Annotated in this window: 10 protein-coding genes and 1 pseudogene; 7 read left to right on the plus strand and 4 right to left on the minus strand. The window is 34.0% G+C overall.

The genetic code is table 11. The annotated features are described in order from the left end of the window. Positions 1-319 precede the first annotated feature (319 nt). Positions 320-1,069, minus strand: coding sequence for a hydrogen peroxide-dependent heme synthase (gene hemQ, locus KA873_RS10445; protein ID WP_154409560.1), 750 nt, complete (start codon positions 1,067-1,069; stop codon positions 320-322). Between the two features lie 172 nt (positions 1,070-1,241). On the opposite strand from hemQ, the gene pta reads away from it, so the two are divergent. The 6 genes from pta to KA873_RS10475 all read left to right on the plus strand — a co-directional run bounded on the left by pta (position 1,242) and on the right by KA873_RS10475 (position 7,390). Then, complete coding sequence (gene pta / locus KA873_RS10450) at positions 1,242-2,228, plus strand: phosphate acetyltransferase (RefSeq protein WP_040030111.1); 987 nt, start codon at positions 1,242-1,244, stop codon at positions 2,226-2,228. Further along, positions 2,228-3,067 (plus strand): lipoate--protein ligase family protein, encoded by an 840-nt coding sequence (locus KA873_RS10455; RefSeq protein WP_210140330.1) that lies wholly within the window; start codon positions 2,228-2,230, stop codon positions 3,065-3,067. Before pta ends, KA873_RS10455 begins: the two co-directional genes overlap by 1 nt. Before the next feature lie 544 nt (positions 3,068-3,611). Then, a complete protein-coding gene (gene mvk / locus KA873_RS10460; RefSeq protein ID WP_107383641.1) occupies positions 3,612-4,535 on the plus strand; it encodes a mevalonate kinase in 924 nt (307 codons plus the stop codon). Between the two features lie 4 nt (positions 4,536-4,539). Continuing rightward, entirely contained in the window at positions 4,540-5,523 is a 984-nt protein-coding gene (gene mvaD / locus KA873_RS10465) for a diphosphomevalonate decarboxylase (RefSeq protein WP_107383642.1), read from the plus strand. A gap of 12 nt (positions 5,524-5,535) precedes the next feature. After that, on the plus strand, positions 5,536-6,612 hold the full coding sequence (locus KA873_RS10470; RefSeq protein ID WP_107383643.1) for a phosphomevalonate kinase: 1,077 nt from the start codon (positions 5,536-5,538) through the stop codon (positions 6,610-6,612). 439 nt (positions 6,613-7,051) lie between these two features. After that, positions 7,052-7,390 carry a YuzB family protein gene (locus KA873_RS10475; RefSeq protein WP_107383644.1) on the plus strand — a complete coding sequence of 113 codons (339 nt, stop codon included), beginning with the start codon at positions 7,052-7,054 and terminating at the stop codon, positions 7,388-7,390. Positions 7,391-7,561: 171 nt separating this feature from the next. Here the strand turns inward: KA873_RS10475 and KA873_RS10480 are convergent, their stop codons facing one another. The 3 genes and pseudogenes from KA873_RS10480 to KA873_RS10490 form a co-directional block, all read right to left on the minus strand. Further along, on the minus strand, positions 7,562-8,344 hold the full coding sequence (locus KA873_RS10480) for a glucose 1-dehydrogenase (RefSeq protein ID WP_107383645.1): 783 nt from the start codon (positions 8,342-8,344) through the stop codon (positions 7,562-7,564). Positions 8,345-8,363: 19 nt separating this feature from the next. Beyond that, positions 8,364-9,611 carry an MFS transporter gene (locus tag KA873_RS10485; protein ID WP_107383646.1) on the minus strand — a complete coding sequence of 416 codons (1,248 nt, stop codon included), beginning with the start codon at positions 9,609-9,611 and terminating at the stop codon, positions 8,364-8,366. A 49-nt stretch (positions 9,612-9,660) separates the two neighbouring features. Next, positions 9,661-11,255 (minus strand): annotated as a pseudogene (locus tag KA873_RS10490) (xylulokinase). A 275-nt stretch (positions 11,256-11,530) separates the two neighbouring features. Between KA873_RS10490 and KA873_RS10495 the strand changes: the two are divergent. After that, on the plus strand, positions 11,531-12,511 hold the full coding sequence (locus KA873_RS10495) for a ketoacyl-ACP synthase III (protein ID WP_107383648.1): 981 nt from the start codon (positions 11,531-11,533) through the stop codon (positions 12,509-12,511). Positions 12,512-12,957: the final 446 nt, after the last annotated feature.

The raw sequence follows: 12,957 nt of genomic DNA on the forward strand, positions 1-12,957 counted from the left end.
CGAAGTAGAAAGTTAGAGCGATTGATGCATGCGAAGCGCAGGTGAACCAAGCGAAACGAAGTAGAAAGTTAGAGCGATTGATGCATGCGTATTATCGGAACATTTGTCTTCAGAAGCTCATTTTTCAAAGTTAAACGTAGTTATTGAATTATATAGCTATTGTAATTGTATTAAACATGAAAAACAAAATTGCTGTATGATTGAAAAACTTAGATTTGAGGCACAATGCTAGTTATATATGGATGAAAAATAAAAAATGATATATATAAACACCCCTCCATTTTAAATGAAGGGGTGTGACGAAAGAATATAACGATATTTATATTTCAAAAAGTGTTGGTAAACTATCTTTTGTAATAATGTTACCTACATAGAAACTACCAAAATCACCGTAACGTGCTGTCGTTTCGTCAAATCTCATTTCAGAAACAATTTTTTTGAATTGAAGTGGATCATCTGCAAATAGAGTAACACCCCATTCGAAATCATCAAAGCCCATAGAACCTGTGATAAATTGTTTGATTTTACCAGCATATTGACGACCGATTTTACCGTGATTGTACATAAGTTCTTGTCGGTCTTCTAGTGATAACATGTACCAGTTATAAGTTTCATTACGACGTTTGTCCATAGGATAGAAACAAATATATTCGGATTGTGGTAATTCTGGGTACAATCTTGGTTTGATATGTGGATTTTCGTAAGGATCTTCGTCGGATTTTCCTGCTAAATAATTGCCTAATTCAATAATAGAAACAAACGAATATGTCGGAATTAAAAAGTCTGTGATTCTCAATTTATTGAATTCATTTTCAAAAGCATTTAAACCTTTTAATTCAGGACGCAATGCCCATAAAAGAATATCTGCTTTTTGACCAGTAATATTATAAAATGCATGATCGCCTACATGGTTAGTACGCGCTTCTTCGTGTTTATCTAAAAATGCTTGTAACTCTTCAACTAACGTTTGACGTTCGTTTTCTGGGACTAGACGTAAACTAGCCCAATCTATAGCATATAATAAATGTAAACTATACCAACCATCTAAAGTTTCTGGCGCTTGTGGCATATTGAATCGCTCCTTTATGAAATAATTCTATATCTACACTGAAAATTCTATCATAAAGGTAACTATAAAACATAAGTAAATGATTACAAATTGGTGACATGGAATTCTATAAAAAAATGACGTATAATAGTAATGGAAAAAATAATAGTATTAAAAATTTGAGGAGGCCCATATGTCTTTATTAGATGTATTACAAGAGAAATTGTCAGGAAAAAATGTGAAAATTGTTTTACCTGAAGGAGAAGATGAACGTGTATTAACTGCGGCAACACAATTACAAAGTACGGATTATGTAACACCGGTATTATTAGGTAATGAAACAAATGTTAATGCGTTAGCTAAAGACAAAGGTTTAGATATTTCGAACTTAGAAATTATCGATCCTGAAACGAGTGAGTTGAAACAAGAGTTAGTGACAGCTTTTGTTGAACGTCGTAAAGGGAAAGCAACTGAAGCCCAAGCTCAAGAAATGTTAAAAGACGTAAATTACTTTGGTACGATGCTAGTATATACTGGTAAGGCTGAAGGTTTAGTAAGTGGTGCTGCACATTCTACAGGTGATACAGTTCGTCCGGCACTACAAATTATTAAAACAAAACCAGGTGTAACTAAAACATCAGGTATATTCTTTATGATTAAAGGTGAAGAACAATATATCTTTGGTGATTGTGCAATTAACCCTACATTAGAAGCACAAGATTTAGCTGAGATTGCAGTAGAAAGTGCAAAATCTGCACAAAGTTTTGGCATGTCACCACGTGTAGCAATGTTAAGTTTCTCAACAAAAGGTTCTGCAAAATCAGATGATGTTGAAAAAGTTTCGAACGCTGTAGCGTTAGCACAAGAAAAAGTTGAAACTGATCAACTTAAAGATGTAGTTATTGATGGAGAATTCCAATTTGATGCTGCAATTGTACCGGAAGTTGCTAAGAAAAAGGCACCAGATGCACAAATTCAAGGCGATGCAAATGTATTTATTTTCCCAAGTTTAGAAGCAGGTAATATTGGATACAAAATTGCGCAACGTCTTGGTGGTTATGATGCAGTAGGCCCAGTATTACAAGGTCTTAATTCACCAGTAAATGATTTATCTCGTGGTTGCTCAATAGAAGACGTGTATAATTTATCAATCATCACTGCTGCGCAAACATTACAATAATGGATCTAGCAAGTAAGTATTTTAATAGTGCCACTTGGCGTTATGTAGACCATTCTTCTGGATTAGCACCGATGCAGTCATTTGCATTTGATGATACTTTGTCAGAAAGTGTCGGAAAAGACTTATCAAGTAGTGTGGTACGTACTTGGATACACCAACATACAATCATTTTGGGTATCCATGACTCAAGGTTACCGCATTTGCAAGATGGTATTCGCTATTTAACCGAAGAACGAGGGTATAATGCGATTGTGAGAAACTCAGGTGGTCTAGGTGTCGTACTAGACCAAGGTGTACTCAATATATCACTTATTTTTAAAGGCAAACATGACATTACGATTGATGAAGCATTTTCAGTCATGTACTTATTAGTGGCAAAAATGTTTGAAGATGATGATGTTGAAATTGAGACCTATGAGATTGAACAATCATATTGTCCAGGGAAATTTGATTTAAGTATTAACGGGAAGAAATTTGCCGGTATTTCACAAAGACGTGTTCGAGGTGGCATAGCTGTCCAAGTATATCTATGCGTTGAAGGAGATGGCAGTGAACGTGCTGCATTAATGAGAGCATTTTATGAACGCGCATTACAAGGTGAAAGTACTAAATTTGAATACCCTGATATTAATCCTCAATGTATGGCGTCTTTATCGCAATTATTAGGCAGAACGATAACAGTTCAAGACGTGATGTTCCAGTTGTTATATGCGTTAAAAGATTTAGGCGCTAATTTGACAATGGATGATATTACGGATGATGAGTGGCAGCGATATGAAGGTTATTTTGACAAGATGATTGAACGCAATGCTAAAGTTAATCAAAAAATGGACGAATGAGACAAAGACTAGAAACGATACATTGTATTCGTTTTTAGTCTTTTTATTTATAATTACATAATGGAAGATATTACTATTATTTGTTGAATTATAGTAATTAAATAAGTAATATAGTGAAAGTATACGTTAAAAATCAAAAATAAATTAATAAAATAAAGTGAAGTTTTTGAATAATAGTTCATCGCGTTTTATAATAAAAAAGTATTGTTTATAATTAGTAGCAGGTATTAACTTTTTGCTCATTTTGTTCAATTTTGATACAAATTTTAAAAAAACTATGGCTCGAGTCGTATGTCAATATATGAAATTTGTGAGATAATATAATTTGATTTGTGTAAAATTGATTGAGTTGTGTAAAAAATGCACGTAATTTCTTCTTGATTAAAAATGAAAAGATATGAATACGCTAGCTAAATACTATTAAACACAGAATTTCCTGGGAAATGTTAAGATAACTAGGAATGAAATTAAGATTAACAAAAAAATCGCGGTGCAAAGCATATATTATTTAAATTTAAAGAAAATACTAAAGGTGATTGAAAATATGGCACAACAAGGTTATGGGGAAGCGAATGGCAAGGTGATTTTAATAGGTGAGCACGCGGTGACATTTGGAGAGCCTGCAATTGCGATTCCATTTACGACAGGAAGAGTGAGTGCATTAATTGAATCTTTAAATGTGACTGAATCTTCCTATATCAAAAGTGAAGTTTATGACGGTGAATTGGCTTACGCACCAGAACACTTAAAATCAGTAATAACGAGATTTATTGATAAATATGATATTGAAACACCCATAAAAGTTTCTATAGATACGAACTTGCCACCATCGAGAGGTTTAGGATCTAGTGCAGCAATGGCAGTTGCATTTGTACGTGCGAGTTTTGATTATATAAATAAACCTTTAACAGATGCAGTATTGATAGAGGAAGCAAATTGGGCAGAACGTATAGCGCACGGCAAACCAAGTGGCATAGATACACAAACCATAGTATCTAACAAGCCAGTTTGGTTTCAAAAAGGTGAAGTTACTACCTTGAAACCATTAGACTTAAATGGATATATGGTTGTAATAGACACTGGTATTCGTGGTTCAACGAAACAAGCAGTAGAAGATGTACATAATTTATGTAAAGCAGATAGCGGGTATCTTAGCTTTGTCGAACATATCGGCAAATTGGTACATGAAGCTCGAGATTCTATAGAACACCATAACTTTGAACAACTTGCTACTGTCTTTAATTTGTGCCAAGAGAATTTAAGAACACTCACTGTTAGTCATGAAAAAATTGAACAGTTGTTAGAAGTTAGTGAAAAACAAGGCGCGATTGCTGGTAAATTAACTGGAGGAGGTAGAGGCGGAAGTATGATCGTTCTCGCTTCTACTTTAGAAACGGCTGAAAAAATTGTGGAAAGTGCGCAATCATTGGGTGCACATCATACTTGGATTGAATATTTAGGAGGTTAGTAAGGTGGTTAGTAGTGGCAAAGCACGTGCACATACAAATATTGCACTGATTAAATATTGGGGGAAAGCTGATGAAGCCTATATTATTCCGATGAATAATAGCTTGTCGGTAACATTAGATCGTTTTTATACAGAGACTAAGGTAACTTTTTCTGAACAATATACGAAAGATATATTGATTTTAAATGGACAAACAGTAGATGATTCTGAAGCAATTAAAATACGTCGTTTTATGGATATTGTTAGAGATCTGGGTAAAACATCTATGTACGCACACATCGAAAGTGATAATTTCGTACCAACAGCTGCAGGTTTAGCCTCATCAGCAAGTGCTTATGCCGCGTTAGCAGCAGCATGTAATGAAGCTTTAAAACTTGGTTTAACGGGTAAAGAATTATCTAGACTTGCCCGAAGAGGATCAGGATCAGCCTCTAGAAGTATTTATGGAGGTTTTGTAGAGTGGGAAAAAGGTTATGATGATACAACATCATACAGTTTCCCGATTGATGCAGATCACTGGGAAGATGATTTATCTATGATATTTGTAGTAATCAATAATAAAACAAAAAAAGTTTCCAGTCGTGCCGGTATGTCACATACGCGTGATACATCTCGTTTTTACCAATACTGGTTAGATCACGTAGATGAAGACATAGCGTCAGTTAAACATGCGATTGATGACAAAGATTTTAAGTATTTAGGAGAAGTTATCGAAGAGAATGGTTTGAGGATGCATGCAACAAATTTAGGTTCACAGCCTCCTTTTACATACATGGTAGAAGATAGTTATTTAGCTATGGATATTGTACATCAATGTCGTGAAGCTGGTTATCCTTGTTATTTTACAATGGATGCAGGGCCCAATGTTAAAATTTTAGTAGAAAAGAAAAATCAACAGGCAGTTATTGATGCACTACAAAAATCATTTAATGATGATCAAATTATTGCAAGTGATATTACACGTACAGGTGTTGAAATTATTGAGTAAGGAAGAGATAACATGATTCAAGTAAAAGCGCCAGGTAAGCTCTATATTGCAGGTGAATATGCTGTTACTGAACCTGGATATAAATCTGTATTAATAGCTGTTAATAGATTTGTAACAGCTTCAATTGAGGATTCTAATGCTCCAGAAGGTACAATCCATTCAAAAACGTTACATCATGAGCCAGTTACCTTTCAAAGAGAAGAAGATAAGATAGTCGTATCTGATTTACATGCAGCAAAACAATTAAAATACGTTATCACAGCTATAGAAGTTTTTGAGCAATTTGTGAGCAGCAATCACATTGACTTAAAACATTTTAATTTAACGATAGATAGTAATTTAGATGATGCTAATGGTCATAAATACGGTTTGGGTTCAAGTGCAGCGGTACTAGTATCTGTAGTAAAAGCTTTAAATGAATTTTATGAAATGCATTTATCAAATCTTTATATTTATAAACTTGCAGTGATTGCAAATATGAAATTACAAAGTTTGAGTTCTTGTGGGGATATCGCTGTCAGTGTATACACAGGCTGGCTTGCTTATAGTACATTTGATCATGAGTGGGTATCACAGCAAATTGAAGATACATCTGTTAATGAAGTATTAAATAAAAACTGGCCAGGTTTACATATTGAACCACTACAACCACCAGAAAATATGGAGGTTTTAATTGGATGGACAGGATCACCTGCGTCTTCGCATCATTTAGTTAGTGAAGTAAAACGTTTGAAATCCGATCCTACGTTTTACGGAAAATTTTTAGAACGTTCTCATGCTTGTGTAGAGAAATTGATTCATGCCTTTAAAACCAATCATATCAAAGGTGTACAGCAAATGATTCGTATGAATCGTGAAATTATTCAATCTATGGATAATGAGGCTACAATCGATATTGAAACTGCACATTTGAAAGTGTTATGCTCTGTAGCTGAAAAATATGGTGGTGCTGCTAAAACATCAGGTGCAGGTGGCGGCGATTGCGGTATCACAATTATTAATAATGAAGTAGATAAACAATCAATTTATAAAGAATGGTTAGAAAATGAAGTGAAACCGTTAGAGTTTAGTATTTATCATGGGCAATAAGCTTGAAGGAAAGGGATAAGACAGAAACCCAATTTTTAAATGGTTACATTGTCTTAACGGACATGGATAGTTAGAGTTGATGCTTTACTGAGCTGAATCTCATGTACAAGACTTACTAAATCAATAAATTGAGTAGTGCAACGGCTGTGACAATTAATTTGTCCAGCCTCTTTTTGGTTTGATTTTTATAATAAATGACAGAAAAGCATATAGCAAAAGTAAGTATCATAAACGTTTAATTATATGCTTTCATGACCATGTTATATACTTTTGAGGAAGAACTTGAAAAAATGCCTAAATAGAGTAAAATAATTAGAGTTGTATTTATCATTATAAACGTATTAATGTGGCTTTGGATAGGCAATTAAGCGCATATTTTACATAGAATAATAAAAAATGTGTTAATCATTTATGAATGGAAAGGTGAGGGTGATTAATTTTGCAAAATAAATTTTTAATCTGCGATGATTGTCAGGGCGTTAATTGTAAATCTTTGGAGAAAAAACTAACAAAATTAGATCCTAATGCAGAAATAGAAATTGGTTGTCAATCGTATTGTGGACCTGGTCGACGTAAAACTTTTGCATTTGTTAATAATCGCCCATTAGCAGCCTTGTCTGAAGATGAGCTTATGGAAAAAATTGAAAAACAATTGCAAAAACCAAGGGATCCGGAAGAGGAAGAGCGTCTTAGAAAACGCAATGAGGAACGTAAAAGACGTAAAGAAGAACAAGATCGTAAGCTGAAAGAAAAATTAGCTAAGAAGAAAAGCAAATGATAGACACTCAAATTGTCACATATGAAATGATTGAACTGCGCGATGTAGTTCAATCTTTTTTTGTACTACTGAATAAAAAAACACTTTCGTTCATTTCACCATTAAATATGAGTATTGAACAAAAGTGTTTTTTGATTTTATTGAAATCAGGATCATATATGTTATTGATTTTTAAAGTGCTGTATAACCACCATCGATTGTGAAGACACTACCTTGGGCAAATGAAGAAGCGTCTGAAGCAAGATATACAACGATGCCACCGAGTTCATTTGGTGTGCCTGGTCTACCCATAGGTGTGAATCCCATCCAGTCTTCAATCATTTCTCCACCTTGATCAAAGAATGGTTTCGTAAGTTCTGTTTTCATATAACCTGGAGCTATTGTATTGACTTTAATATTATATTTTGACCATTCCATAGCTAAACTTTTCGTCAACATAATGACACCTGCTTTAGAAGCATTATACGAACATTGTTCTTGTGGTTTATTAGCAATTAGTCCTGACATAGAGGATGTATTAATGATAGAGCCATAGCCTTGTTTAATCATTACGCGACCAACAGATTGGGCAACTAAGAAAATGCCATTTAGATTTAAATTAATGACTTTATTCCAATCTTCAAATGACATTTCTTCAGCTTTTGCGTTAATTGTCATGCCAGCGTTATTAACTAAAATATCAATTTTATTAAATTGTTTTGTAACTTCTTCAACCATTTGATTTACAGCATCTGGATTTGTGACATCCACTTTTAGTGCAATCGCTTCTACATTTTCAGTTTCACTAATTTCTTTAGCGGTATTATCAGCTATCTCTTCATTAATATCTGCAATAACGATATTAGCACCAGCTTGAGCCAATGCGGTAGCCATAGCTTTGCCTAAACCCATAGCACCTCCTGTTACAATTGCTACTTTTCCATCTAATTTGAATTGTTCTAATATATTTGTCATGTTCAAACACCTGTCCTTTTTAATGATTTGGTTGGTTAACTTTCATAAAGAAAGTCAGTATAAATCCTATAAAATAAATGATTGCATAAGTCCAAATAGTTAGTACAGGGCCTCCTATTGGTACTGTTAAGGTTGCGATTGCTGGACCAACAAAGTTACTTAAGCCAGCGGATAAGTTATGAATAGAAACGGCGGCGCCTTTATGATTTGGTTCTAAAATAGGGAAAATGGCTGACATCGGGACAAATGCAGCGACAGCAAAACCGAATACAATCGCCACTGCACCGGCAACCCAAATGTTGGGGCCAGTCCATATTGGTAAATAGTAAAATGCTAATGTAGAAATCACCATTCCTATACAACCAAACCAACGAACTTGGCGTACCCATCCAATTTTATCTCCAACCACACCCCAAAATAGGTTAGTGAATATGGTTACGATATACATTAAGCCCCAAATTCTCAACCATTCTGATGTAGTGAATCCTACAGTATCAGTGAATACGATTGGCATGATGACTACAAGTCCAAACAATGCTAATTGGTTAATGATTCTAACCACACAAGCAATAGCAACTTGTGGGTTTTTTAAAATTGTTATACCTTTAGCGAATTCAAACAATATCTCTTTTGGTGTTAGTTTATCAGTTTCTTTCTCAGAACCTTTCCTATCTTTAACTAAGAACATAGCCATTAAACCACCGATTAAAATGAATATTATGGATGACCATAATGTCCCCATAAATCCAATCCAAGGTATTGTAAAACTAGGTAGATAGGTTCCTAAAAACCCGATACCTACGGAATACATTGCCCAGAACCAACCCATAGCTGAAGCTAGGCGATGTTTTGGAGCTGAATATGTAATCCAGACGACAAAGCTATAGATAAACATCGGATAGGCAAACCCTCTAATACCATACATAATTAACATCATCGGATAACTATGTTGCTCTAGTCCTAAAGTTAAAAATCCTACATGAAAAACAATCCAAATGATAAACGCAAGCGCCATTATTTTTCTCGGACTAAATATTTCAGCTAAAATACCAGAAAGCCAAGATGCAACTGCAACAATAAGACCGTAAAGTGTTAAGACTGCAGATGCTTGCTGCGATTCAAATCCAATACTAACAATATATTTTGATAAAAAAGCTTGTTCAATACCATCGCCAGTCATGAAAATAGCAACTGCGATATAACCCCAAATTAAAGTTATCGGTAAGCCTAAAAATTGCTTAGAGTTATCTGTACTTAGTGTATTCACAAAAATCTCTCCTAATCTTTAAATATGATTTCTAAAATGTTAATCGTGTTTAAATATATTCATCTATCTGTCTTTGGAGAGGTAATAATGCTTTAAATCTTTGAATATAATTTCTAAAACTTTCAATATCCTGTGGTTTGGGATTTAAAGTGATTTGATCAGTGTTATCAAAAGCTTTAACGTTTAAGTAATTGGCCAAATTTGTATATTGGTTTTCTAATAAATAACGGGATAATATTGCGATACCCCATGCGCCTCCTTCACTAGCAGTCTTCATAACACTTACTGGCGATTCTAATGCTGCAGCTAAGAAGGATTGTGCGATTTTGTCTGTTTTAAAAATACCACCATGCCCTAACATGCTATCAATTTGAATATTCTCTTTTTCTTTTAATAAATCTATGCCAATTTTCAAAGTGCTAAAGGCACTGAAAATATGTGTCTTCATAAAGTTTTCAATATTAAATGCACTATCAACATGACGTAGAAACATCGGATAACCTTGATTGACATCTGTTATGAATTCTCCAGAAATATAGCCATAGGATAATAGTTTCCCTAAGTCTTCATCTCCGCTAAAAGCGCTTTCAAATAACTTAGTGAAAAGTTCATTTTTATCATACTTTACATTCATGAGTTGAAAAACTTCCTCAAACAAATGAATCCAAGCATTGATATCAGATGTACAGTTATTAGCATGTATCATTGCAACATCATAACCATCAGGTGTTGTTACAATATCAACTTCGGGATATACATTGACAATCGGTTTTTCTAGTACAATCATTGAAAATATGCTAGTTCCGGCTGAAATATTTCCTGTTTTTGGTGCTACACTATTGGTTGCTACCATGCCTGTGGCAGCATCTGATTCTGGTGCACACATTGGACATCCTGACTCCAATTCACCATTTGGATCGATGAGTTTAGCGCCTGTTTCTGTTAAATAACCGGCAATTTGTCCAGCTACAATAACATTTGGTAACATATCGCTAATGTCTTGTGTATAACCTAATTTTTGAAATAATGAATTAAAGCGTTTTAATAAATCTTGGCGAAAATACTTACGTTCGCTATCAATTGGGAACATGCCAGATGCATCTCCTATACCTAATACCTTTTTGTCTGTTAAATACCAATGAACATATCCAGCAAGGGTAGTTAGATAACTAACTTGTTTGACATGCGCTTCGCCATCTATTGCTGATTGGAATAACTGAGCGATGCTCCAACGTTCTGGTATATTAACTTTAAAATCTTCGCGTAATTGTTGTGCAGCTTTGTTCGCATTGTTATTACGCCAAGTTCTGAAAGGTACTAACAAATCATCGTTGTCATCAAAAGCTAAATAACCATGCATCATACCACTAATGCCTAGAGAAGCTAAGGATTTAAGTTGAGTATGATAGTTGTCTTTAATTGATTGTGACATTTCAGAATAACTTTTTTGGATGCCTACCCATACATCATTAATGGAATAAGTCCAATAGCCATTTTCATATTTGTTCTCCCATTCAAAAGAACCTGTTGTAATTGTTTCACAATTAGGTGCGATAGCAATTGTTTTATCCGCGTAGAGCCTAATTCAATGCCTACAGATAGTTGACCAGATTCAACCAAGTGCTTGATATCATCACTTTCCATTTTGTTGCTCCTTTATTTTAAATAATGTAAACGCTAACAGAAATGAATAATAATTCAAAAATTATGAAAAGTCAATTAAAGATTATTATATTTTTAGTTCATATGATAAATTATAAATGATTATTTAAAATGTTATTTATATTAATTTTACTTTGGAAGTTATTATAGTTTATATAGGTGTTGGATTGATTGTGTTATCATTCGTTGTAAGATGAGTATGATTAAAATAGGATTTTGAAATTTCAAGATTACAGATTGATAAAAGGAGTTATGATATGAATTCATTTGCAAAAATTACTGCGCAAGGTGCTTATGTACCAGAGAAAATAATGGATAATCAGGATTTCGAGAAGATTGTTGATACTTCTGATGCATGGATCCAACAAAGAACTGGGATTGTTGAAAGAAGAATCGTAGCTGAAGATGAATATACGAGTGATATCAGTTATAAAGCAGTGTTGGATTTACAAGAGAAATATCAAGTGGAATTAAATGATGTTGATATGATCATCAATGCTACGTTGACACCAGACTATAAAACACCTAGTGTCGCATCTTATGTGCAAGCGAAATTAGGATTAAAAAATGCAGGGGCTATTGATATTAATGCAGCTTGTGCAGGTTTTGCCTATGGCTTGAATATCGCTAATGGTCTAATTACTTCTGGCCAAAATAAAAAAGTGTTAGTCATTGGCGCAGAAACATTATCACGAATTACAGATTACACAGACCGCAATACGTGTATATTGTTTGGAGATGGTGCAGGAGTATTTTTAGTAGAATACAGTGAAGATGAAACGAGCTTTATATCTAGTAGTGCTGGCTCGGATGGCGACAAAGGACATCATTTATATTGTTCGGAACTTTCTCATACAATGTTTGGCGAAGATTTACAAAATCCTGGCCATATTGTACAAAATGGCCGTGGGGTATATAAATGGGCTGTCGGCAATGTCCCAAATATTATTGATGATACAATGCGTGATACGAATTATAAAAAAGAAGATATAGATTGGTTTGCACCACACAGTGCCAATGCCAGAATGATAGAATCAATATGTGAAAAGGCAAATCTATCAAAAGATAAGGCGTTAATGAGTCTTAAATATTATGGTAATACATCATCGGCAACGATACCGTTATCGATTGACTTAGCCGTTCAAGCACATCAACTCAAAAAAGGTGATCTCATGTTATTAGTTGGGTTTGGTGGTGGATTGTCATATGCGTCTACATTAATTAAATGGACACTTTAAAAATGTATCACAACAATCAAATAAACAATGATTCAAAAGTAGGATGTACATACATTGCATCTTGCTTTTTTCAATTGTAATCATTCTTATTAGGGAAGCGATGAAATCTTTTTAATAAAATTAGCTTTCTGTCCAATCTCAATAATGCTTAAATTTTTGCAACTTAATTTTCAAGCATTTTACTTCAAGGTTTCATCGAAAACATGCTAAATTTTGAGTAGAGGTTCAAAAGTTATTCAACAACTTAATGTAGTTATTTCACCACGACGTGTTAAATCATATATGTTTAGAATGAGTCATGTTAGCGATATTTGAAATAACTGAATTACAAGACGATAAATGATTTAGAGTCACTAGTTAACACAATAAATCGTCACGCTGACTTATGAAGTGAATCTGAATATTTAGGTTATATACATTTATACTATGTGATAACCACGTTATTA

It is taken from the genome of Staphylococcus sp. GDY8P45P (genome assembly GCF_017892745.1).
GTDB lineage: Bacteria > Bacillota > Bacilli > Staphylococcales > Staphylococcaceae > Staphylococcus > Staphylococcus cohnii.

Bases quoted from the DNA above. Each gene is read 5' to 3' on its own strand.
- hemQ (WP_154409560.1), bottom strand. From the start codon at position 1,069: ATGCCACAAGCGCCAGAAACTTTAGATGGTTGGTATAGTTTACATTTA.
- pta (WP_040030111.1), top strand. From the start codon at position 1,242: ATGTCTTTATTAGATGTATTACAAGAGAAATTGTCAGGAAAAAATGTG.
- KA873_RS10455 (WP_210140330.1), top strand. From the start codon at position 2,228: ATGGATCTAGCAAGTAAGTATTTTAATAGTGCCACTTGGCGTTATGTA.
- mvk (WP_107383641.1), top strand. From the start codon at position 3,612: ATGGCACAACAAGGTTATGGGGAAGCGAATGGCAAGGTGATTTTAATA.
- KA873_RS10470 (WP_107383643.1), top strand. From the start codon at position 5,536: ATGATTCAAGTAAAAGCGCCAGGTAAGCTCTATATTGCAGGTGAATAT.
- KA873_RS10480 (WP_107383645.1), bottom strand. From the start codon at position 8,344: ATGACAAATATATTAGAACAATTCAAATTAGATGGAAAAGTAGCAATT.
- KA873_RS10495 (WP_107383648.1), top strand. From the start codon at position 11,531: ATGAATTCATTTGCAAAAATTACTGCGCAAGGTGCTTATGTACCAGAG.